Origin of the sequence: Sphingomonas psychrotolerans, from assembly GCF_002796605.1 — a bacterium.
GTDB lineage: Bacteria > Pseudomonadota > Alphaproteobacteria > Sphingomonadales > Sphingomonadaceae > Sphingomonas > Sphingomonas psychrotolerans.
Map to the genome: position 1 here is coordinate 3,887,136 of NZ_CP024923.1, position 22,842 is coordinate 3,909,977.

A 22,842-nucleotide genomic window follows, 5' to 3' on the forward strand; every position below is an offset into this window, starting at 1 on the left:
CGGGTCAGGCGAGCATTGTCCCGGTGTCGATGAACCGCTGGTGCCACGACAGCGCCTCGTGCAGCAGCGACGGCGACTGCTTGCCGTAGGAATCGCGGCAGGCGCGCTCGAAATAGTCCTGAAGCGCCGGCCGGAAGCCGGGATGCGCGCAATTCTGGATGATCAGCCGCGCCCGCTCCTTGGGGCTGTGCCCGCGCAGATCGGCCAGCCCCTGCTCGGTGACGATCACCTGCACGTCCTGCGCGATATGATCGACATGGCTGACCTGCGGCACGATGGCGGAGATCTTGCCGCCTTTCGCGGTGGAGGGCGTCATGAAGATCGAGACATAGGCATTGCGCGCAAAGTCTCCCGAACCGCCGATCCCGTTCTGGATCCGCGATCCCATGATATGCGTCGAATTGACGTTGCCGTAGATGTCGGCCTCGAGCAGCCCGTTCATGGCGATGCAGCCGAGCCTCCGGATGAGTTCGGGATGGTTGCTGATCTCCTGCGGGCGCAGGATCATCCGGTCGCGGAACGCTCCCATGTCGGCGTTGAGCCGCGCCGCCGCTTCGGGGCTGAGCGAGAATGCCGTCGCGGAAGCCATCCGCAGCTTGCCGGCCGCGAGCAGGTCGAGCATCCCGTCCTGGATGACTTCGGTATAGGCGGTCATGTTGGAGAAGGGGCTGTCAATCAGGCCCGTCAGCACCGCATTGGCGATATTGCCTACGCCCGACTGGATCGGCAGCAGCGATTGCGGCAGTCGCCCCATCTTCACTTCGCGGCCGAAAAATTCGAGCAAATGCGCGGCAATGGCGTGCGCGGCCTCTCCCGGCGGGTCGAACGGCAGGTTGCGATCCGGGGATTCGGTCTCGACGATCGCTACGATCTTGTCGGGGTCGCAGCGCAGATAGGGTTCGCCGATCCGATCGTCGGGACGCACGAGCGGGATCGGCACCCGGTCCGGCGGCAGCGCCGTCCCGTAATAGATGTCGTGCATCCCCTCGAGCGCGGGGTTCTGCCATCGGTTGACCTCGAGGATCACCTTGCTCGCGCGATCCAGCCAGGTCTTGTTGTTGCCTACCGAGGATGACGGGATCAGCTTTCCGTCAGCCCGAACGCCGGTCACTTCGATTACGGCAGTGTCGAGGGGCCCGAGAAAACCCTGCCACGCCATCGGCGCCACCTGGCTCAGGTGCATGTCGAAATATTCCATTTCGCCACGATTGATCTTCTCGCGGGCAATGGGATCGGCATTGTACGGCAGGCGAAACTCGATGCCGTCCGCCCTGGCGAGCGCCCCGTCGAGTTCCGGGCCGGTCGACGCACCCGTCCACACCCGAACGCGAAACGGCCGGCCAGCGGCATGCTCGGCCTCGATCCTCGCGGCCAGCGCGAGCGGCACCGCCTTCGGATAGCCAGATCCGGTGAATCCGCTCATCCCAACGGTAGAGCCCGAGACGATGTGCCGGGCAGCATCCTCGGCGCTCATTACCCGCGAGCGGAGGCTCGGGCACTCGATTCGACCAGTCATGCGTCTTTGTCTCTCGTCACTGCACCATGCTCATCGGGAGATCGTCCAGACGAACGCGCAAGTCAGGCTGCAAGGCGAAGCGTCGAGGGCGCCAGGAGTTCCGCAAGCGCTCCGGTCAGCGCGATCATGGCTTCGTCGCTGTGCGAAGGCCCCGGGGTGAAGCGCAAGCGTTCGGTGCCGCGCGGCACTGTCGGATAGTTGATCGGCTGGACGTAGAAGCCCCAGCGCGCCAGCAGCGCGTCGCTCACCCGTTTCGCCACGATCGGATCGCCGATCAGCAACGGTACGATATGGGTTTCGGACACCATCACGGGCAGCCCGGCATCTGCGAACAATTGTTTGAGCCGCGCCGCGGCCGCCTGTTGGCGCTCGCGCTCGACGGAGGAGCGCTTCAGGTGGCGAATGCTGGCCAGCGCGCCTGCAGCGAGCACCGGCGCAATCGAGGTGGTGAAGATGAAGCCGGGCGCGTAGCTGCGGATCACATCGACGATCGTTTTGCTCGCCGCGATATAGCCGCCCATCACGCCGATCGCCTTGGCCAGCGTACCTTCGATGATCGTCAGGCGATCGGCGACGTCGTCCCGCTCCGAGATCCCGCCGCCGCGCGGGCCGTACATCCCCACTGCGTGCACTTCGTCGAGATAGGTGAGCGCATCGTATTTCTCGGCCAGATCACAGATCGCACCGATCGGCGCGATGTCGCCGTCCATCGAATAGACGCTCTCGAACGCGATCAGCTTCGGCGCCGCGGGGTCCGCCGCGGCCAGCAGTTCCTCGAGATGCTCGAGGTCGTTATGCCGGAACACCTGCTTCGCGCAGCCCGAATTGCGGATCCCGGCGATCATCGACGCGTGATTGAGCGCGTCGGAGAAGATGATGCAGCCCGGAAGGATCTTGCCCAAGGTTCCCAGCGTGGCTTCGTTCGAGACATAGCCGGACGTGAACAGGAGGGCGGCTTCCTTACCGTGCAGGTCGGCGAGTTCGGCCTCGAGCTCGGTGTGGTAGTGCGTGTTGCCGCTGATGTTGCGCGTTCCGCCGGAGCCGGCCCCCACATCATGCAGCGCCTCTTCCATCGCCGCGATCACATCGGCATGCTGGCCCATCGACAGATAATCGTTCGAGCACCACACGGTGATCGGACGGGAGGCCCCCGCACCCGCGAAGCAGCGCGCATTGGGATAGGCACCCTTGTTTCGCAGAATGTCCAAGAACACGCGGTAGCGACCCTCGGCATGGAGACGTGCGAGCGCGCTGTTGAAGATTGCGTCGTAACTCATGGCCAGTCTCATCGCCTTGATTGATCGTCTCAAACAAGGCTTCAGTCTAGAGACGGCGCTCGCGGCTCGGCTATACGGAGTTTCCCGCGGTCCCAGGCGCGGAGCCCGGACCGGGCGATCCCTTGTCATGGCCCAGACCGGCGGCAAAGGCGATCCGGAGCGCATCGGACAGGCTGCGCGCGCCGAGCTTGGACATCACGTTCGCGCGATGGACTTCCACGGTTCGCGGCGAGATTCCGAGGTCATAGGCGATGGTTTTATTGGGCAGTCCCTGCGCCAGCCCTTCGAGCACCTCGCGCTCGCGTGCCGTGAGCGCACCAAGCACAACTGCCGCGTCCTCTGCCCGCGTCGCTGCGTCGCTGGACGAATCGAGGCGCGCAAATCCGTTCTCGAGAGCGGCCATGAGCACGTCGCTGTCGAATGGCTTTTCGATGAAATCGACGGCCCCGGCTTTCATGGCGCGTACCGCGACCGAGACGTCGCCATGCCCGGTCAGCACGATCACCGGCATCGTGATGCCTCGCTCGTTCAACGCCTGCTGCACTTCAAGGCCATCCATCTCGGGCATGCGAATGTCGAGCAGGATACATCCGGATTCGGCGTGCCGCACTTCCTTGAGGAAGGCGACGCCCGACTCCCAGGTGCAAACGGCGAACCCCGATGTCTTGAGCATGAAGCTGGCCGAACGGCGGACCGCATCCTCGTCGTCGATGATGTGGATGAGGCGCTTGTCGGTCATTGCATCGTCTCCGGTTCGACATGGACCACGGTGAAGTGAAACAGGGATCCACCGCCCTCCCTTTGCTCCATCCAGATGCGGCCGCCATTGGACTCGACGATAGTCCGACAGATCGAAAGACCAAGCCCCATCCCGGCAGTCTTGGTGCTGTTGAAGGCGCGGAACAGATTGTCGGCGATCTCGGGGGCCACGCCGGGACCGGTGTCGGCCACGGTGACGCGCACGAAGCCGGCGCCATCTTTGTGCGTCGAGACCGAGAGTTTGCGCACGGGTGACTCCGACATCGCCTCGATCGCGTTGCGCATCAGGTTGATTAGCACCTGCTGCGTCTGGACCTTGTCGACAAGCACCGGGCTGGCGTGCGGATCGAGGTCGAAGCGCACCTCGATCCCTTTCTCGCGCGCGCCGGTCAATGCGAGTTTCGATGCCTCCTCGACCAGCTCGGGCAGCGGCTCGACGCCTTTCTCGACTTCGCCGCGGGCAACGAACTCGCGGAGCCGTCGCACGATGTTGCCGGCGCGCAGCGCCTCTTTCGAGGCGTCGCTGAGCGCCTCCCGGATCATTGCCAGATCGTCGGGATTGCCTTCGCGCAGCAGGTTGTCGACGCCTCGAACATAATTGACGACTGCGGTGATCGGCTGGTTCAGCTCGTGCGCCAGGGTCGATGCCATGGTGCCCATCGCGCTCACCCGCGCGGCATGGACGAGGTCGGAACGGAGTTCCTCGATGCGCTCCTCGGTCCGCTGCTTCTCGGTGAGATCCCGAATGAACCCGGTAAACAGGCGCTCGCCCTCTGTGACAGCCTCGCCGACGGCAAGTTCCATCGGGAAAGTTGTGCCGTCGCGGCGCAGGCCGATGACGGTGCGTCCCGTGCCGATGATCCGGCGCTCGCCGGTGCGCAGATAGCGATCGAGATAGCCGTCATGACGTTCACGGTCAGGGGAGGGCATCATCCGCCTGATATTCGTTCCCACGACTTCGGCTTCCTCATAGCCGAACAGGCGCTCCGCCGCCGCGCTGAAGGAGAGGATTTCCCCCGACTTGTTGATGACGATCATGGCATCGGGGACGGTCGACAGGATAGAGCGAAGATGGTTTGCACTCGCGCTCGCCTGATGCTGGCCCGCGCGCTGGTCGGTAACGTCCCGGATGACCTTGCCGTACCCCCGAAGCCGGCCCTGTCCGTCCTGTAGCGGCGTGATCAGGATGTGGGCGAGGAACTCGGAACCATCCTTGCGAAGGCGCCAGTCTTCCTCCTCGAGCCGCCCGGTCAAGCGTGCGCGCTCGAGATCGGCCTCGGGCTTTCCCGCTGCAACCGCCGCTGGCGGGTAGAAGATGGAGGTGTGACGGCCCACCACCTCCTCCGCGCTCCAGCCTTTAAGGCGCTCGGCGCCGTCGTTCCAGATGGAGACCCGTCCCTCCGGATCGAGTGTGTACATGGCATAGCCGGCGGCGCCGTCGATCAGCAGGTTCAGCTCGTCTGCGAGTTCGTTGGAGCGGTCGGCGCGAAAACGCGCCCTGGCCTCGCTGTCGATTGATCGGTCGCGCAGCCGGGAGACATATCCGGAGACCCAGATAATGCTTGCGGCGACCAGGATGAAGGTGAGCAGCTCGGCGAGCTCGCCGCCCCCCGACGTCCACCCAAGAAAGTGAACCGCCAGCGCCGCGGCCAGCGTCGCGACCACCGCCGGAAGCGCACCGCCGAACAATCCGCTCACCAGGACGGCGACCGTGAACAGAAGATAGGCGGATCGCCCGTGCAGCAACGGCTCCATCAGCAGGCGGAGTCCCGCGGCGACAGCGACGGCGGCAACGGCGTAGCCAAAGCGCAACAAGTACCGGGCTACAGGAGCCTTGGTCCGATCGCCCACGTCGCTTCTACGCACTCTCGAAAACAAATCCGGTCAAGCTTGCTCCTGGCGTTCGACGGAGGCGCCTGCATGACATAGATCCGCCTTCGGTGAAACCGGGACGGGCTCGTCACCTGGCCAATGCACCCAGCAGCTCGAGGCGGCCGCCCTGCCGCGTGATGATCGAAGCGAAGCTGTCGGCGGCCGTATTGACCTGGTTTGCATCGCCGAGATCGCCGATCCGGATTGCGCGTCCCTGCCAGCCACGCTCCCGGAGTTCGGCGACCACGTTCGCGGCGCTGGTGTCCAGCAGCATGTCGCCAACGATGAGAAAATCGGCCTCGCCGCAAGCCGAGTCTGCCAGCGCCTGAGTCGCGGACGCAAAGGAACGCACGTCATAGCCGTTCCCGGCCAGCAGGAGTTGCAGGGTCCGCCGAAGTCCGTCGTCGGAGTCGATCAACAACACGCGCTCGCGAGGCTTTGCATCGCCCGACGGACCAGGCGCAGTCACAGCACAGCTCTGGTTCTGTCGTTGCGAAGGCAGCGACATCGCGATGGGACCGGGAATCCTCGTCGCAGCCAAACTATCGCTGCCAGATCTAGGCTGCGCACATTCCCCCTCCCGCGCCAGCGTCCTTCATCCTCACTGCAACTCTCCAGTAAACAAGCGCCTCGCACTGCTTGTTAGCGATCGTCCCCTGTGGGAAGCGATTGGTAGTGGTACGTACTGGCTGGGCACTTTTTGCCCGGCGGAACCACGCGCTGCGGTCGTCTCGGCCAGATGTGGAGACTAGGTTTCGCCGACGGTCGAACCGCCGGCCCCGCGGTTACGGGAGTGGACTGACTTGGCCACATGATGGGTGCTCGTGTCAGACGAATTCTGGCGACCTATGGAGGCTAACGTGCAAACCCGAGGCGAGAAGATGCTGGCGCTGCGACGGCGGAGGATGGCGGCCGCGCCGCCTTTTCTACGCGGAGGCTTCCGGCCCTTCTTCTTTGGCGGAGCGGTCTGGGCGGTCGTGGCGCTCGCCTTGTGGGCGGCAGCGCTTACCGGAGCGCTGACGATTTCCGGCGCGTTTGAGCCGCTCGCGTGGCACCGGCATGAAATGCTGTTCGGGTTCGTCGGAGCGGTAGTCGCGGGTTTCCTGCTCACCACGGTTCCCAACTGGACCGGGCGGCTTCCCATTGCCGGCGCCCCTCTCGCGGCTCTGTTCGGTGTCTGGCTCGTTGCGCGCCTGGCCGTACTGTTTTCGGCGATTATCGGGATCGTCCCCGCCGCCCTGCTCGACATCGGCTTCTACCTCCTCCTGGCAGGCCTCGCAGCCCGGGAAGTGCGCGCCCGCAAGAACCGCAATGTGCCCACAGTCGGTCTGGTTCTGCTCTTCGGGATAGCGAACGCCGTTGATTATGCGGCCGCGTTTGGGTGGTTCGCAGACGACGGACTGGGTTGGCGGTTGGGGCTCGGGCTGGTCGTACTGATGATCTCGCTGATCGGCGGCCGGATCATTCCCTCTTTCACGCACAACTGGCTCGCAAAACGGGGGGTCAGCCAAGGTTTGCCCGGTCAGCCGGGCCGGTTCGATCTGGCGACGATCGCGATTACGGCGCTGGGCCTCCTCACCTGGGTAGCGACTCCCGAGCGGCGGTATGTGGGAGCCGTCCTGCTGGCCGCCGGCCTGTTGCAGACGATACGCCTGGCGCGCTGGCGCGGATTGCGCGCGGCAGCGGACCCCCTCGTGCTCATCCTCCACATCGGCTATGCTTGGGTCCCGGTAGGGCTCGTTCTTCTGGCCGCCTCGATCCTCGGCGCGCCGATCCCGCGGTCGGCGGCGATCCATGCCCTGACGGCGGGTGCGATGGCGACGATGATCCTCGCCGTGATGACACGGGCGAGCCTGAGTCATACCGGCCGCGAGCTCAAAGCGAGTCCGTTGACCGTGCTCCTCTACGCGCTCGTGACCGGCGGTGCCCTGCTGAGGGTTTCGGCGTCGCTCGGTCTCCTCGACTATGGATTTGGGATGGAGGTTGCGGCGGTCACCTGGGCTGGCGCGTTCCTGGTCTTTCTTGTCGATTATGGGCCGATTCTCTTCGGTCCGCGGCTGGGAGGGGGAAGCTTAGGAACGCGTCGCCGAGATCAGACCATCTATATCGATTTGATGCGCCTTGATATCGATGGATTGGGTGGCGGTAACCCAACACCAGCCAGCGCGTACTGCTGCGTCTGCAACACTCGCGAACGGCAGCAATCGGAACTCCAATGCCGAAACCTGCCGGTCTGCAAACGGCTCACAACAGGACATTGATCGACCGACCGCGGTGTTTCGACGCATCGGCTCTGACTCCGTGCAAGCGCGCGATCTGCCCTCAAAGCGGATGCGAATCAGGGAGAGCATCCGCCCGACCGCCGGAACATCGTCCCAAATTGGACGAATTGGTCCGACGACGTTTTCCGTACGTTTTCCGCACGGCCGTCGCGTTGAGTCTCTAAGTTATTGATTTTATGGGACTCGACTGGATTCGAACCAGTGGCCTCTGCCTTCGGAGTGAGGCCGAATAAGATCGGGAGACTTCGCTTGGCTCAGCGAGTCCGCACCCATCTAAGTTCGCCTCCTCCCAAAATTCAGTGCGCTCGCTTCGGAGTGGTTTTTTCGAAATCGTGATGAAGCACATCAGCGAGGTCACGCGCGTCAAACCACTGGCTGCAACTCGGACACCGCTCCCAGTGCTCCTGGTGAGCGAAGGGGGGCGGCGGCATCAATACTAAGCTGTCGAGGGTGTGGCGATCCATATTGGTACTCCCTGCACGTCGCGATGATCTAACAACTGCCGTTAAGAAAGTGTCGGCCGATCCACTCGCAAAGATGCGTAGCGAGAATGAGCCGACCCCCGGGAGCGATGTGGGCCCTCCTAACGAAGCTGCTCGAGTCGGAGCCGATTGGACATGGGGGGGTACCGTCCTACACCCCTCAAACGAGCCATCGTGGCGATGATGGTCAAGCGTGGGACTGCCCAAGCTTGAACCAGCGGCAGCTTATGGGCTTCGCGCGAGTGCCGCTGGACGGCGGCAATTGGGCGCCTACCGGTCGCGAGCCATGTCGCATCGCTCCATACAATCTCACACCAAGGGTGGGGGAAAGTGTGGGGTAGCTGGAAGTTGCCCATAAGATTGTTCTGTCAAAGCAATTCGCTGCGGGGAATCCGGGCTTCCTCCCGCTCAGCCGAACTGAGCGATCTGGTTAGGCGCTCTGACCAAAAGATCGGCAGGGGAGGGAAGGCAGCTTTGCGCTCAACGCTGGTCGTTCCGAACGGTCGCGCCGGCACCCGAAAGCCGCCGTTTGTTCATCCCACCGCGAACGACGGCAATTCGGTGGTTGCGGATTCTTGAGTAGGCGCGCGAGCGAGGAATTTCTTTGAGAGGATGGGCATGCCGCCCGCGCGCCCGACTCTGCCGAGCAGCGCCTTACAGCACCGGCCACATCGAATATCAATATTATTGATTGACGATATGCTTCTAGGTGCTTATCGATATTCGAGATGCTGTGGCTAACGGCTTTTTGGAGGTAAAACCATGGCAAACAGGCAGCGGGGAGACGTGCTACTCACTATCTCCCGCATAGGACTGCACATCTACATTGCGGTCACCGCACTCTTCGCGGTCATCGTTGCGGGTGCCACGATAGTGATACTCCTCGACCCTAAGTCGAATATCTTCGAGGGTCTCGCTAGCGCCCCATCGTTTGCGCTTCCGCTGATCGTCGTCGGTGCTATGGTCGTGCTGCTAACACTTTTCTTGTCTGTCCTATTCGCCATGCAGCTGGGACGTATTATTGGAACGGTGCGAACCGGCGACCCGTTCGAGCCCGCCAACGCAGAGCGGCTGGCCCGGATGGGATGGTATGCTCTGGGTGCAACCGCAGGCGGTTGGCTAGCCAGTGGTATCGCCTTTTGGCTCTCGCAGTATTTCGAGGAGTTGACGGTCAACTTCGGAGCGCCCTGTGGAGGAATAGTCCTCGCCGCGACGGTTTTCATCCTCGCTCGTGTATTTCGGCACGGTTCGGCGATGCGCGACGATCTGATTGGCACAGTCTGATGCCGATCGGTGTGACGCTCGATGTCCTACTTCAGAGGCGCGGTATGACCCTGACGGAGCTCTCCGAACGCATCGACCTCACCTTAGCCAATTTGTCTATTCTGAAGACGGGCAAAGCGAAGGCGATCCGCTTCTCAACATTAGAGGCGATTTGCCGTGAGTTAAATTGCCAGCCAGGTGACCTAATCAACTATAGTTCTCCTCCGCCAAGCTAAGGCTAAGCACCACCCGAACATCGACGAATACCGCCGACGCAAATTGCGTGTGCGCGAGCGAATACCTGCGCCAATTTTGCTTGAGGAAGTACCATGCTGTCCATTTTGTTAATGCCGTTTCTCGGGCAAATGCTCCATCCCTGCGCGGTAGCGCTCAAGGCCGCGCCTGAGTTCACCGCTTGCATCGCGATAGAAGGTGGGGCTGCCCTGTCTCGCGACGAAGGCGGTTCCTGCAGACGGATCCGATCGGATATGGCGACGGGCTGAACTGGTATGATTATGCAACTATCAGGAGGCGGAAAGTCGCGCCGCAGCTCAGCGGAGGCAGACTTCCCAAGGTCCCTGCCTCATCACAAATGGGCTCCCGTCAACCTGCAGGCCCGCGAAACCGGAAAAGGCGGATCCAAAGAAAACAGCCGCCAGAAATCGCTTGGTTTGCGCTCTGTTGGCGAAGGCAAATTGGAACTTTGAGACCGCGCACCAGCTCGCTGTGCACTTGCGTAATCCCGATAACGCTCCGAAGCAGTGGAACGTAACCACGTACAGGAATGCAGAGAACTTTCTTTTCGCGGCCAAAGACGGATGGAGTGATCCGGAGGTGTGGATCTATCAAAACTGGATCAAGCCCATCAAGAGGATTTTCGGCGGAAGCAGCCCTTATTCAATAGATGCGCTACAGACAGGTTACGATGGCAACAATTTTCACAGATTCACCAAATCTGAGATGAAAGAGTGGTGCGAAAGAAATGTCCAATAGCACAACCTTTAGGCTCCGGCTGGTCATGGCTTCGGCATTGTTCGTTATGGCCATATTTTACGTAGGCATCTTCCTTGACGGTGGCTTGAAGGAATGGATCAGGATAGCCATTACAATCCTTATGATATTTGGACTAATTGGGATAATCATGCGTATAAAACTTGCCTACTACGCTGGCTTGCTAGGCGTGGTGTTGTTGTGGCTTTTTCTGCTAATTAATGCCCTTCCTGACCTTCGGGAGCCGGTGACCAGAATGGAGGTATATTTACGTGGGTTAACGATTACAGCCGTTGTTTCGTTCTGGTTATGGTGCCTACACAGTATTCGCCCAAGGGTTATCAAGTAGATTTTGGCTGTCTAATGCTGCATAATAGGCGTGCGCATTATTGTAGCCTAAACAAATACTCGGCTGGCTGCAGGGCACTCTGCTCGGCAAGCAACAACTGTTGCCGTCATCGCAGTCGCCAGCGTCAGTTTCGTGGCGCTCAGCAGTCGCGTCGACATCCGGCGCGCGCTCACCGTCATTCTGGGTTGCTTTATCCCGTTTTGGGGCCTCAAGCATCGTGGCAGGCCTTAAAAGCGCCATTCATGGAAGCCAATCCGCCGCGGTGCCACCGCCCGTCCTGGCAGTTTCAGTCGAGCCATCAAAACAGCCGCCAAATTATGACCCATATGCAGGGGCCTCAGTTCCCCGGCGCTGATTCGCACGGCGCTTATACTAGGCAGTGGGGATTGGCTGGGAGCGGATGGCGGGCAGCGCGGTCCTCTGCAGTAGCGGCCGTTCGCCCTCAAGCTGAACGTATCGCCGCTTTCGGGCAGCGACGCGGCCACGCTAAATGACCGCCGTTTCCGCCGCCCGCCGAGCGGTGGACCTTCATATGCGTGCTGTCGATCGGACTTCGGCCGGCGGTCATTGTGCCCAGATGAACAAACGTCCGCTTTCGGGGGATGCGCCTCACCAGCCTGAACGGCCGACTTTGGGGCTATTCCGTGAATAGGGGCGTGAGCTGCCGTTCGCGAGCCTCGCGGCCTCGATGGCAGCTATCGCGGCCGAGCCAGTTGAAAGCGGACGGACCACAAACGGCCCACCATTGGTCATTGCGCGGGGCGTTTGCCACATCACCTCCGGCAAGGATGATCGTGCTTACTGACACCGCATCTAGATGCAGCCACTATTACTGCCCGCGCAGGGTCGCCTTAAGGTTGCCCGAGGGTCAGGGTCAGGTTGTCCCGACAGCAAGGGTTTCGAGTGGTGGGTCCGCCGGGATTCGAACCCGGGACCTCTCGATTAAAAGTCGCTTGCTCTACCAACTGAGCTACGGACCCACGCTGCGTGCCCCTAAGCGCGGCTGACGGGCGGGTCAACCGGCACATGGGAACCCTTTGTGCTTCACAGGCCTTGTTGGGGCGGAGGATCTGCGTGCGGATAGCGACCTGGAATGTGAACGGCGTGAACGGGCGGCTTCCGGTACTGTTGCGCTGGCTTGCCGAAACCAAACCCGACGTGGTGTGCCTTCAGGAACTCAAGGCGCCCGACGAGAAATTCCCCGAGGGCGTGATCCGCGATGCCGGTTACGGCGCAGTCTGGCACGGGCAGAAAAGCTGGAACGGCGTGGCGATCCTCGCGCGCGGCTGCGATCCGGTCGAGACCCGACGCGGTCTTCCCGGCGACCCAGACGACAGCCACAGCCGCTATATCGAGGCCGCTGTGAACGGTGTGCTGGTGGCCGGGCTCTATCTTCCCAACGGCAACCCGAAGCCAGGACCAAAATTCGACTATAAGCTACGCTGGTTCGACCGGCTGATCGCGCATGCTGCGACCTTGGTGGGGACCGAAGCGCCGGTGGTGATCGCGGGCGACTATAACGTGATGCCCACCGACAGTGACGTCTACAAGCCCGAGCGCTGGCTAGACGACGCGCTGTTCGCGCCCCAAGTGAAGGCGGCGTATTTCCGGATGCTCGCTCAGGGCTGGAGCGATGCGCTGCGCACGCTGCACCCCGATGAGACGATCTATACCTTCTGGGACTATTTCCGGAACGCGTACGCCCGCAATGCCGGGCTTCGGATCGACCATCTGCTGCTCAACGCGCCCGCGGCAAAGACGCTGACGACGGCCAAAGTCGATTCGCATGTGCGCGGCTGGGAGAAGACCAGCGATCATGCGCCGGTGTGGGTAGAACTGGATCTATGAGGTTCAGACTCGCAGGTACCGGAAGTACCAGACTTCGTTCCCCTGCCGCCGCGCCTTGCGCTCGTAGCGTGTCTCGGGCCAATCGGCCGGGCGCGTGAGGAAGTCGGCTGCGCTCTCTGCCTGCCATGCGAAGTCGCGGCGCCGGTTCATCACCATCATCGCCCAGCGGCAATAAGTCGGGTCGTCGGTGCCGAGGCGAAACTCGCATCCGGGCTTGAGCTTGGCGGCGATCAGGTCGAGCGGACCGTCATTGACCATCCGGCGCTTGGCGTGACGCGCTTTGCGCCAGGGATCGGGGTGAAGCAGGTACACGCGATCGAGGCTGGCGTCGGGCAGTCGCTCGAGTGCTTCGAGCGCATCGCCCATGTGCAACCGGACATTGTCGAGCTTGTCGTCGCGAATATGGTTGAGCGCGCCGACCACGCCGTTGAGGAAGGGCTCGCAGCCGATGAAGCCGTGATCGGGGCGCATCGCCGCCTGGCCGGCGAGATGCTCGCCACCGCCGAAACCGATCTCGAACTCAAGTGAACGGTCGTCGCCGAACAACGTGCGCGCATCGAGCGGGCCGGTTTCGGGAATGCTGATTTCGGGCAGCATCTCCTCGACCAACGCCGCTTGGCCCTGACGGAGCTTGTGTCCCTTGGCGCGGCCATAGAGGCGGCGGATGGTGATCGGATCGGCCATGCGGCCTGTTAGCGCCGTTGCGGCGGCGTGCAACCTAGACTGCGAGCGCCATTTCGGCGGGGCGGGCGGCGCGCAGCGGAAAGGCGGCGCGGTTATGATGCGCGAGGCGACGGTGCAGCGGCTGTGCGACTCCGCGGGGCTCGCGGCGGGCGAGGTCGGGATGGGGGATCGACGCGGTGGCGATCTGGAAGTGGTGCACGCCCATCGTGTGGAGCAGGTCATGCTCGCCGCGACGCTCGACGCCACGGGCGATCACGGTGACCCCCATGTTGCGAGCGAGCCGCATTACGCCTTCGGCCATCAGCCGGCGCGATGCGCTGCCGTCGATTCCCCGTACCAGCGACGGGTCGAGCTTGACGAAGCGCGGCGTGAAGCGCGCGAGCAGCTTGAGCGCGACCGGCCCGGCGGCAAAGGCATCGAGCGTTATCGAGATACCCCGCCGGGTGCAGGCCTCGGCGAGCGCTACGGCTTGATCAAGATCGCCGCGCTCGTCGGCGCTGATCTCGACCACCAGCCGATCGCTGGCGACATGATTCGCCAGCGCGGCGCGGAACAGATGCGAAAGGAGCGGCTCGGCCAGCCCCGCCGCGGCGCCGAGCGGGATGGCGATCAACGCCTCGCCGCGATGGAGGCCCAGTGCGGCGGCGCGTGCCAGCGCCAGCGTGAGGCGACGCGCCTCGAGCGCGGGGCGCTGCTCGGGGAGCAAGGAGGCGGAGATTGCCGCAAAGCTGCGGCCATCGACGCCGCTCGCCACTGCCTGCCACGCAAAGGGCCGATCGGCGCCCTTGGCGATCATCGGGCGGAAGCCGATCGTGAGATCGAGCCGCGGATCGGCGCGATTGAGCGTGGCGGTCAACAGGGGGGCTGAATAGGTGGCGGTCATGCGGGCTCCTCGTTCGGGAGCTGAAATATTGGTTAATGTCCGCCCTGCCCATTCCGTGCGTTGCCGCGTTGGATTCCCACCGATAGGGATTCTCCGGGGTTACACCCGATACCATGCGGAGTCGGCCGTCGAACCGCACGGCTACCCGCGGGTCGTTGCGGCATGGCAAGGAAGAGCTCGCGGTGCCAAAGGCCGCACGCCGCGCCAACAAGATCGAGCGAATCGATGCCGCAATGTCGACTGCGCACACGCGTCATTCGGAATCGCGTGATGCGCTTCGGGATTCGGCGGCGCGATCGGCGAGCGAGCGCCGGAGGTTCAGGCGGCGCGGCGCAGCGTCGGCGTGGGAAGAGTGCGCACCGCGGGACTGGCGATCTCCTCGCCTTGGACCAATGTGATGCCGTAGCCGCGCAGCCGCTGGAGTACCGGCTCGCTATCGACGCCCGTGGCGATCACCTTGAGGCCGAGGCTGCGAATACGCGGCGTGAGATCCTCGAGAACGAGTCGGCGCGACCAGCTGCTGGCGATCGCGCTGACGAGTTCGGATTCGAGGATCACCAGATCGGGCAGATATCGGCCGCACAGCGCAAGCCCGGCATGGCCGGGGCCGAGGCCGGAGAATGCAGTCAGCGGCCCTGCCTTGCGGTGGACGTCGATGATTTCGGCGAGATGGGGACCCGACAATTGCCGATAGCCGTCGAGCCCGAAGATCAGGCGCTCCGGGATCAGGCCGGATAGGCGCGAGACCCGCAGGATCGGTTCGAGATGCTCGGCGGGAGCGTGGATCGATTCGGCCTGGACCGGGATCAGCAGACGCGCACCGCTGGTGCCGAGCCCCGCCGACATTGCCCAGCGGATCGCACCCGCGGCGCAGCGCTGGTCGAAGCTCACTTTGGCTTCGGGGGAGAGCGACTCGAAAATCTGGGTGGCAGTCTCGCCGTTGGGACCGCGGATGATCGCCTCATAGGCGTAGACGCGATTGCCGGAGATATCGGCGATCGGCTGAAACGCGATGGTAAGGCCTGAGTCGGACTTCGACCCGCCTTCCGATTCCGATGTCACTGACTGCGACTCCAACGTTTCCGCTCCTTTGCAGCCATCGTAGTGAACAAGCGCGGTTACCTGAGGGTTAACGCGAGCTCCGTAGAATCCCGCGGCGAGCGATGCCAGACGGCGCCGGCTATCTGGCGCGGAGATCGAAGGGGCGGATACCCCTGTCGCCATCGACTGACCAGATTCTTTCCGCCGCCGTGATTACCATGACGAGCCTGCCCGCCACGAGTGAGGAAAAGACGTGAATTTCGGTTGGTGTGGGATCGAGCAGATGGGTGATTGTCAGGATCGTCGATTTCGCATTCTTGCTCTTGCCAGGCGGTTCTATCGGAAATGCGATGCACGATTTGGTGAACGCACGGACCGGACCCGCTTTGTTGTCCGCCGAGACGTCCACGCGGTAATGGCCGCCGAATGGGATGACCTTGGTGTCGATCTGCGGAGTGAGATAATAGACGCTCACCGGATCGTTCGCGCTCGCGGGCGGCAGCACGACCGTGTTGAACGGCTTCTCCACGCATCGCTTGACCTGGCTGGCTTCTAAGGCGGCAGTCGCGGTTCTGACCGCGGCGATCATGCGCTTTCGCTGCGGCGTGAGACTGCGATCCTCTCCGGGGCCGAGCACACGCGAGGAAAGCAACTTGCTGCCGTTGAAGGTAGCCACATAGACGGCGTGGGGATCAGCTGTATTCTGGTCGTAGAAGACCAGTTCCGCTGATTCGGGCGGTCCGTCGACGATCCACCCACCCAGCCGCTCCTGCGGCTTCTTGATCTTTCCGAGCATATCGTCGGTGCCATGCCACGCGGCCTGGTCATAGGAATAAAGCAGCCGGCCGCGCTCGATAGCGGCCTGAAGCGCCCCAGCTTCGTCACCGCCCGCTTGCGCGTGGACCGGTGACGCGGAGACCAGGGCAAGTGCCAGCGATGCCGGGCGCATCTCATATCCCCCTCGCCGGAAGACTAGCGCGGAAAGAGGCGATTGCAACGCAAAGGGCCGGAGGATCGCTCCCCCGGCCCCTGTTTGAGGTTTGCAGTCCGATCAGGCCAGAGCGGCCTTGAGGTCCTCGACGAGGTCGGTCTTCTCCCAAGGGAAGAAATCGCCTTCGGCCTTGCGGCCGAAATGGCCGTAGGCCGCGGTCTTTTCGTAGATCGGCTTGTTGAGGCCGAGATGGGTGCGGATGGCGCGCGGGGTGAGCCCGCCCAGCTTCTCGATGCCCTGGATCGCGGCTTCGATCTCGTCGTCGCCGACGGTGCCGGTGTCGTGCGTGTCGACATAGAGCGACAGCGGCTTCGACACGCCAATCGCGTAGGCGAGCTGGATCGTCACGCGCTGGGCGAGGCCGGCGGCAACGATGTTCTTCGCCAGATAGCGGGTGATGTACGCCGCCGAGCGATCGACCTTGGTGGGGTCCTTGCCCGAAAAGGCGCCGCCGCCGTGTGGCGCCGCGCCACCATAGGTGTCGACGATGATCTTCCGCCCGGTGAGGCCGGCGTCGCCGTCGGGTCCGCCGATCTCGAAGCTGCCCGTCGGGTTGATGTGATAGACGGTCTCCGAAAGCAGCTCGGCCGGAAGAATGTCGGCAACGACCTTCTTCACATAGGCATGGAGCTCGGCTTCCTTGTCGCCTTCGTCATAGCCCTTGCCGTGTTGGGTCGAGACGACGATCGCCGTGGCTGCGACGGGCTTGCTGCCCTCGTAGCGCAACGTGACCTGGCTCTTGGCGTCGGGTTCTAGGAACGGCGCCGCGCCCGAATGGCGATCGGCGGCCATGCGCTCAAGAATCTTGTGGCTGTAATAGAGCGTCGCCGGCATCAGATCGGGGGTGTCGTTGGCCGCATAACCGAACATGATACCCTGGTCGCCGGCGCCTTCGTCCTTGTTGCCGCCTGCGTCCACGCCCTGCGCGATGTGCGCCGACTGCGGATGCAAATTGTTCTCGAAGCGCAGCGTCTCCCAGTGGAAGCCGTCCTGCTCGTAGCCGATCCGCTTCACCGTATTGCGCACGGTCGCTTCGACTTCTTCCTTTACGCCGGGCGCCCAATTGCCGGCCTCGTCCATGATCCCCTTGCCGCGGATTTCCCCGGCGAGAACCACGAGCTGGGTGGTGGTGAGCGTCTCGCAGGCGATGCGAGCTTCAGGGTCCTTGGACAGGAACAGGTCGACGATGGCGTCGGAAATCTGGTCGGCGACTTTGTCGGGATGACCTTCCGAAACCGATTCGGACGTGAAGAGATAGCTGGAACGCATGATTTTCCTCGAGTCGTGGGAAGGACAGCCGGGCCGTTGCCATGCCCATATAAAGCTTTCCTTATATCTTGCCCCTAGCGGGCCAGACGACGGAACGCAATCGCGAACAAATACAATGCGCCGGCGACGAGGAAGGCGAGCCAGTTGCCGATTCGCGCGAAGAGTGTCGGCGGCAGCGGGCGGGGCAGGGCCAGCTCGATCGCGCCTTGCTGCTGGTGCGGGATCAATTCGAGCACATGGCCACGCCCGTCGATCACCGCGGAGATGCCGGTGGGGGTGGAGCGCAGGATCGGCAGTCCCTCCTCGATTGCGCGCAGCCGGGCCTGCGCCAGATGCTGCGGCGGCCCCCATTTGCCGAACCACGCATCGTTGGACGGGTTGAACAGAAAGTCCGGTCGGTTGCGGCGATCGACGATCTGGCCGGAGAAGATGATCTCGTAACAGATCTGGATTCCGGCCTTGCCGAAGCCGGGCGTGTCGATCGCGCGCGGGCCGGGGCCGGAGATGAAGTCGATTTCGCCCATCACCAGCCGGGCGAGCCCGAGCGGGGCGAGAAGCGTCCGCATCGGCAGATATTCGCCATATGGGACGAGATGCGCCTTGTCGTAGCGTTGGCCGAGCCTGCCCTGCGAATCGAGCGACCAGACCGAATTGCCGGCCCCGCTCAACTGCCCGTCCTTACCGAAGAACAAGGCTGTTCCGCCGATCAGCGCGATGTCTTTCGGTCCGAGTTGCGCCGCGATGCGCGCACGGACCCAGCGCGGATCGCCGCGGCCATAGAAGCGCGTGTCGGGATAGCCGTCCTCGACATAATAATTGACCGTGCCCTCGGGCCAGACGAGCAGCCGGGGCGCCGGGCCGGGCCGCCCGCTCAGTTCGAGCAATTTGACCAGCACGCGCTCGGGGTAATCGACGTCGGCCACGTCCTCCTGCCCGATATTGGGCTGGATCACGCGGACGCGCGGCGCCGTCGAGTCTGGAGTGGGCGCGGTTAGCGCGAAGTCCATGTTGACCAGCGACAGCGCGATCAGCAACGGCGCGCCGATCATCACCGGGCGATAGTGGCGCCGTGAAGCGAGGAAGAGCAAGCCGGCGGCCAGGATCGCGACGCCCGACAAGGCATAGGTGCCGATCCATGCCGAGATCTGCGCCAGCGGTGTCGTCAGCCAGATCACCCCGAGCGGGTTCCACGGATAGCCGGTGAAGAGCACGGCACGCAGATATTCGGTGACGATCCACGAAGCCGCCGCCGCAAGGACGAAGGCGATATCGGGCCCTTCCCGGCCGGCGCGGCTGCGGACAAGCCGGGCGAAGCGCCAGGCGAGCCCCATTGCGAAGGCCGGATAGATCGCAAGGTACGATGCCAGCAGCAGCACGGCGAAATAGCCGAGCACCGGCGGCATCTTGTCCTGATAGTCGAAGGCGTGCTGGATCCAGTTGTTGCCCACGGTGAAATGCCCGAGCCCGAACAACCAGCCACGCAGCAGCACGCTCTTCAACGTCGGTGCGGACCAGCTCAGCCAGAGCAGCGTGGCGAAGGCGAGCAGCGTGATCGGCCACAGGTTCAACGGTGCGAAACCGGTGGCAGAGATCAGGCCGGCGAGCAGGGCCGTGAGCAGGGGGCGGGAAAGCATCGGTCGTCGCTTACCCGATCCTTTCGACAAGGGGGAGAGGTGGCACGCTTTACCCGTCTCTCGTCACCCCGGCACGAGGCCGGGTGACGGGTAGCGGGAGGCGGGGTAAGGGAAGGGCATGACCCTGCGTCCCTTCCATCTCGCTTTCCCGGTCCACGACATCGAAGCCGCGCGTGCCTTTTACGGCGGCGTGCTCGGCTGTGCGGAGGGGCGCTCGACCGATAGCTGGATCGATTTCGATCTGTTCGGTCACCAGATCGTCACGCACCGCGATCCCGGCGCAAAGCCGGCAGCAGTCGTCAATGCAGTCGATGGCCACGACGTCCCCGTGCCCCATTTCGGCGTGGTGCTGACCATGCCCGACTGGGAGGCGCTTGCCGCCCGCCTCGAGGCGGCAGGGATCCGGTTCGGAATCGCGCCGCATGTTCGTTTCAAGGGGCAGATCGGCGAGCAGGCGACGATGTTTTTTTACGACCCCAGCGGCAACGCGCTCGAGTTCAAGGCGTTTGCCGACGATGCAAATTTGTTCGCACGCTGATGGCTGATCCGGTCGTCGTCGATATTCCGCACAAATTGGGCCGCGCCGCGGCGCGCGCGCGCATTGCCGGAGGCGTGGGCAGGATCACCGAGATCGTGCCCGGCGGCGGGCATGTCGAGCAACGGTGGGAAGGAGACACGCTGCACTTCACCGTGTCGGCGATGGGGCAAAAGGTGTCCAGCCGGCTCGACGTGCTCGACGACAAGGTCCACGCCGAAGTCGATCTGCCGCCGATGCTCGCATTGTTCGCGTCGAAGATCCGCGAGAAGCTGACCGAGAAGGGCACGAAGCTGCTCGAGTAACGGCCTATTTGGCGCTCACGCGCCAGATCACGTTGCCGACATCGTCCGCGACGAGCAGCGCGCCGCTCGCATCGGTGATCACCCCGACCGGGCGGCCGCGCGTAGTCTTGCCGTCCGCGGAGAGAAATCCGGTGAGCAGGTCGACGGGTTTCGCGCTTTTCGCCGGAAAGCCGTCGTCGCCAAAGGGGACATAGACCACTTTGTAGCCCGATTTGGGCTCGCGGTTCCACGATCCGTGCAGCCCGACGAACGCGCCGTTGGCCCAATTGCCGCCGAGCCTGGCGTCGCCGGCGAAGCTCAGCCCCAGCGGCGCCACGTGCGCGCCCAGCGCAAAGTCCGGCCGCTTCGAATATTCGCGCAGATCCGGCCGCTCGGGCGTCACCCGCTTGTCGACATAGCCGCCCCAATAATTCCACGGCCAACCGTAAAAGGCGCCGAAATCGACCTGGGTCAGATAATCGGGCGGCATGTCCGATCCCAGCATGTCGCGCTCGTTGACCACGGTCCACAGCGCACCGGTCTTTGGTTCGAACGCCATGCCGTTGGGATTGCGCAAGCCCCAGGCGTAGACGCGCGCATATTTGGTATCCGGCCACACCTGCAGGATCAGCGCGCGGCCGTTCTTCGCGAAATTGGCGCGCGGGCCGCCGGCATAGAGCGTGCCCTCCGCCTCAAGCCCGTTCTCGGCGATGTTCGAGGCCGAGCCGACGCTGACATAGAGTGTCTTGCCGTCGGGCGCGGCGACCACGTTGCGCGCCCAGTGATTGCCGCCGCCGGGAAGCGCGATGATCTTTTCCGGCTTCGCAGTGATCTTCGTCTGGCCCGGTGTGAAGGGGTAGCGGACCAGAGCGTCGGTATTCGCGACATAGAGCCAGTTGCCGACGAGGGCCATGCCGGTGGGCGAGTTGAGCCCGGTGAGCAGTGCCGAGCGCTGGTCGGCGACGCCGTCATTGTTGGTGTCGCGCAGCAAGGTGATGCGATTGGGCGAAGGAACGTTGGCGCCGGCCTGGCCGAGCAGCAGGCCCATCACCCAACCCGTGATCCCGCCCCCCTTGCGCGGCGGTGAGTTGGTCTCGGCGACCAGTACATCGCCCCCCGGCAGGCGATAGAGCCAGCGCGGATGATCGAGCTTGTCGGCAAAGGGCGTGACCTGAAGCCCCGCCGCCGCCGTCGGCCTCGCGCCGCCGGCCCAGCCCACCGGCTTGGCGATCCCGACCGTGGGAAAGCCCTCGCTCCGCGTCTCGCTGAGCTGCGGCGTCCTGCCGGTCACTGCCTGCTCACTGAGGCGCGCTTTGTCCGGCTGGCTGACCCAGAACCATCCGGCGATCGCCACGACGACCAGCAGAGTGAGAACGATGAGGATGCGCTTGAGCATGAAATCTATTCCTCGAACTCGGCGAGCTGCCTGGGCGGGTGCAGGCGCAGCCGGGTGACTTTGCGCGAATCGCCCTCGGTCACTTCGAGCGTCCAGCCGCTGGGATGGGCGAGGCATTCGCCTGGTGCGGGGACATGCCCGGCCAGCACGAAGGCGAGCCCGCCGAGCGTGTCGACATCCTCTTCGACTTCGCCGAGTCGGCGGTCTACCGTCTCGGCGACGTCCTCGAGTTCGGCGCGGGCATCGGCATCCCAGCCGCCGCCGTCGATCGGCACGAGCAAGGCGGTCGGCGCATCGTCATGCTCGTCCTCGATTTCGCCGACGATCTCCTCGATCAGATCCTCGATCGTGATAAGCCCCTCGGTCCCCGAATATTCGTCGAGCACCACCGCGAGATGGGTGCGGCTCGAGCGCATCCGCGCGAGCAGGTCCAGCGCCCCCATCGATTGGGGGACATAGAGCGGCTGGCGGATCAGCCCGGCGATCGTCTCGGGCTGCGGCGCGCCGGTGGCGAGAATCGCGAACACGTCCTTGATGTGGACCATGCCGATGATCGTATCGAGCTCGTCGCGATAGACCGGCAGGCGGCTGTGCCCCGCCTCGGCGAAGAGCTGAACCAGCCCGTCGAAGCTGGTGGTTTCCTCGATCGCGACGATGTCGGCGCGCGGTACGCCGACGTCGCCCGCGTCGCGCTCGCCGAAATGGAGCAGGTTGCGGAGCATCTGGCGCTCGATCGGCGCGAGGTCGCCGGCCGGCGCCTTGCCGCCTTCGTCCTCATGCTCGTCGATCGCCTCCTCGATGCGGTCGCGCAGCGTCTCTTCCTGCTCGTCGCCGAACAGCAAGGTGCGGATGCCCCGCCATATGCCGCCGCGTTCGGAAGGGGACTCGTTGGTGCCGGTACTGTGTCCGGTACTGGGGCCCTCGGGCATGTTCGTGTTCAGTCCTCGCGCACGGAATATGGGTCGTGCAGGCCGAGACTGGCGAGCGCGGCGCGCTCCATGTCTTCCATCCCCTCGGCCGCGGCGTCCTCCATATGATCATAGCCTAGCAGATGCAGCACGCCGTGGACAATCAGGTGGCTGGCATGATCTTCGACGCTGACGCCGCGCTCGGCCGCCTCGGCCGCGCAGATGCCGTAGGCGAGGACGATGTCGCCGAGGATGACTTCGCCGTCGTCGCTGTTCTGGGTGACGGTCTCGAGCAGATCGGGCTGGACCATCGGGAAGGACAGCACGTTCGTCGGCTTGTCCTTCTGGCGATATTGGCGGTTGAGCGTCTGAACCTCGTCATCGCTGGTCAGGCGGACGGCGATCTCGATCACCGTCGGCCATTCGCGCCATTCCCCATGGGCGGACTGGGCGATCGCGGCGTTGGCGGCGCGGGTGGCGAGGGCTTCCCAGTCGCCTTGTGGCCAAGGCTCCTCACGAAGGGCGGCGACGTCAAGCATCTAAAGCCCCCCCTGAAGGGGAGGGGCTTTATTGGAAGCA

The 22,842-nt window shown here is 63.7% G+C and carries 20 protein-coding genes and 1 tRNA gene; 6 read left to right on the forward strand and 15 right to left on the reverse strand.

Annotated elements, in window-relative coordinates; all coding sequences use genetic code 11:
- Nucleotides 1-4: 4 nt before the first annotated feature.
- The 5 genes from CVN68_RS17675 to CVN68_RS17695 all read right to left on the reverse strand — a co-directional run bounded on the left by CVN68_RS17675 (nt 5) and on the right by CVN68_RS17695 (nt 5,848).
- On the reverse strand, nt 5-1,516 hold the full coding sequence (locus CVN68_RS17675) for an acetyl-CoA hydrolase/transferase family protein (protein WP_100283365.1): 1,512 nt from the start codon (nt 1,514-1,516) through the stop codon (nt 5-7).
- Between the two features lie 62 nt (nt 1,517-1,578).
- Entirely contained in the window at nt 1,579-2,793 is a 1,215-nt protein-coding gene (gene hemA, locus CVN68_RS17680; protein ID WP_100283366.1) for a 5-aminolevulinate synthase, read from the reverse strand.
- A 70-nt stretch (nt 2,794-2,863) separates the two neighbouring features.
- Complete coding sequence (locus CVN68_RS17685; protein ID WP_100283367.1) at nt 2,864-3,532, reverse strand: response regulator transcription factor; 669 nt, start codon at nt 3,530-3,532, stop codon at nt 2,864-2,866.
- Nucleotides 3,529-5,307 (reverse strand): PAS domain-containing sensor histidine kinase, encoded by a 1,779-nt coding sequence (locus CVN68_RS17690; protein ID WP_100284500.1) that lies wholly within the window; start codon nt 5,305-5,307, stop codon nt 3,529-3,531. Before CVN68_RS17690 ends, CVN68_RS17685 begins: the two co-directional genes overlap by 4 nt.
- A 205-nt stretch (nt 5,308-5,512) precedes the next feature.
- The gene (locus CVN68_RS17695) at nt 5,513-5,848 is read right to left on the reverse strand and encodes a DNA-binding transcriptional response regulator (protein WP_233503415.1); all 336 of its coding nucleotides are present in this window, start codon (nt 5,846-5,848) and stop codon (nt 5,513-5,515) included.
- Nucleotides 5,849-6,305: 457 nt separating this feature from the next.
- Here CVN68_RS17695 and CVN68_RS17700 point away from each other — a divergent pair, with 457 nt between their 5' ends.
- From CVN68_RS17700 to CVN68_RS17710, 3 genes are all read left to right on the forward strand, one after another.
- Nucleotides 6,306-7,685 (forward strand): NnrS family protein, encoded by a 1,380-nt coding sequence (locus tag CVN68_RS17700; RefSeq protein ID WP_199560120.1) that lies wholly within the window; start codon nt 6,306-6,308, stop codon nt 7,683-7,685.
- A gap of 1,265 nt (nt 7,686-8,950) precedes the next feature.
- Nucleotides 8,951-9,472, forward strand: a complete 522-nt coding sequence (locus CVN68_RS17705; RefSeq protein WP_100283368.1) for a DUF2975 domain-containing protein — start codon at nt 8,951-8,953, stop codon at nt 9,470-9,472.
- The gene (locus tag CVN68_RS17710; RefSeq protein ID WP_100283369.1) at nt 9,472-9,687 is read left to right on the forward strand and encodes a helix-turn-helix domain-containing protein; all 216 of its coding nucleotides are present in this window, start codon (nt 9,472-9,474) and stop codon (nt 9,685-9,687) included. The genes CVN68_RS17705 and CVN68_RS17710 overlap by 1 nt, the downstream gene beginning before the upstream one ends.
- 2,007 nt (nt 9,688-11,694) lie before the next feature.
- Here CVN68_RS17710 and CVN68_RS17725 read toward each other — a convergent pair.
- Nucleotides 11,695-11,770: transfer RNA gene (locus CVN68_RS17725), tRNA-Lys, on the reverse strand.
- Nucleotides 11,771-11,864: 94 nt separating this feature from the next.
- Between CVN68_RS17725 and xth the strand changes: the two genes are divergently transcribed.
- Complete coding sequence (gene xth, locus CVN68_RS17730; protein ID WP_100283371.1) at nt 11,865-12,638, forward strand: exodeoxyribonuclease III; 774 nt, start codon at nt 11,865-11,867, stop codon at nt 12,636-12,638.
- A gap of 3 nt (nt 12,639-12,641) precedes the next feature.
- Here xth and trmB read toward each other — a convergent pair whose 3' ends face one another.
- From trmB to lnt, 6 genes are all read right to left on the reverse strand, one after another.
- Nucleotides 12,642-13,322 (reverse strand): tRNA (guanine(46)-N(7))-methyltransferase TrmB, encoded by a 681-nt coding sequence (gene trmB / locus CVN68_RS17735; RefSeq protein ID WP_100283372.1) that lies wholly within the window; start codon nt 13,320-13,322, stop codon nt 12,642-12,644.
- A gap of 34 nt (nt 13,323-13,356) precedes the next feature.
- Nucleotides 13,357-14,205: an EAL domain-containing protein gene (locus CVN68_RS17740; protein ID WP_100283373.1), complete on the reverse strand. Its 849-nt coding sequence runs from the start codon at nt 14,203-14,205 to the stop codon at nt 13,357-13,359.
- A 318-nt stretch (nt 14,206-14,523) separates the two neighbouring features.
- Nucleotides 14,524-15,267 carry an EAL domain-containing protein gene (locus CVN68_RS17745; protein ID WP_158298946.1) on the reverse strand — a complete coding sequence of 248 codons (744 nt, stop codon included), beginning with the start codon at nt 15,265-15,267 and terminating at the stop codon, nt 14,524-14,526.
- A 118-nt stretch (nt 15,268-15,385) separates the two neighbouring features.
- Complete coding sequence (locus tag CVN68_RS17750; protein ID WP_100283375.1) at nt 15,386-16,195, reverse strand: hypothetical protein; 810 nt, start codon at nt 16,193-16,195, stop codon at nt 15,386-15,388.
- 102 nt (nt 16,196-16,297) lie between these two features.
- Nucleotides 16,298-17,506: a methionine adenosyltransferase gene (metK, locus tag CVN68_RS17755; protein WP_100283376.1), complete on the reverse strand. Its 1,209-nt coding sequence runs from the start codon at nt 17,504-17,506 to the stop codon at nt 16,298-16,300.
- Nucleotides 17,507-17,580: 74 nt separating this feature from the next.
- A complete protein-coding gene (gene lnt, locus CVN68_RS17760; RefSeq protein WP_100283377.1) occupies nt 17,581-19,140 on the reverse strand; it encodes an apolipoprotein N-acyltransferase in 1,560 nt (519 codons plus the stop codon).
- Between the two features lie 118 nt (nt 19,141-19,258).
- On the opposite strand from lnt, the gene CVN68_RS17765 reads away from it, so the two are divergent.
- Both CVN68_RS17765 and CVN68_RS17770 read left to right on the forward strand, forming a co-directional pair.
- Nucleotides 19,259-19,678: a VOC family protein gene (locus CVN68_RS17765; protein ID WP_100283378.1), complete on the forward strand. Its 420-nt coding sequence runs from the start codon at nt 19,259-19,261 to the stop codon at nt 19,676-19,678.
- A complete protein-coding gene (locus CVN68_RS17770; protein ID WP_100283379.1) occupies nt 19,678-19,980 on the forward strand; it encodes a polyhydroxyalkanoic acid system family protein in 303 nt (100 codons plus the stop codon). Before CVN68_RS17765 ends, CVN68_RS17770 begins: the two co-directional genes overlap by 1 nt.
- Nucleotides 19,981-19,984: 4 nt before the next feature.
- Here the strand turns inward: CVN68_RS17770 and CVN68_RS17775 are convergent, their stop codons facing one another.
- Genes CVN68_RS17775 through ybeY form a run of 3 tightly spaced genes read right to left on the reverse strand, consistent with a single transcriptional unit; the run spans nt 19,985 to nt 22,802 of the window.
- Entirely contained in the window at nt 19,985-21,355 is a 1,371-nt protein-coding gene (locus CVN68_RS17775) for a PQQ-dependent sugar dehydrogenase (RefSeq protein WP_100283380.1), read from the reverse strand.
- A 5-nt stretch (nt 21,356-21,360) separates the two neighbouring features.
- Entirely contained in the window at nt 21,361-22,284 is a 924-nt protein-coding gene (locus CVN68_RS17780; protein ID WP_100283381.1) for a hemolysin family protein, read from the reverse strand.
- An 8-nt stretch (nt 22,285-22,292) separates the two neighbouring features.
- Nucleotides 22,293-22,802 (reverse strand): rRNA maturation RNase YbeY, encoded by a 510-nt coding sequence (ybeY, locus tag CVN68_RS17785; protein WP_100283382.1) that lies wholly within the window; start codon nt 22,800-22,802, stop codon nt 22,293-22,295.
- Nucleotides 22,803-22,842: the final 40 nt, after the last annotated feature.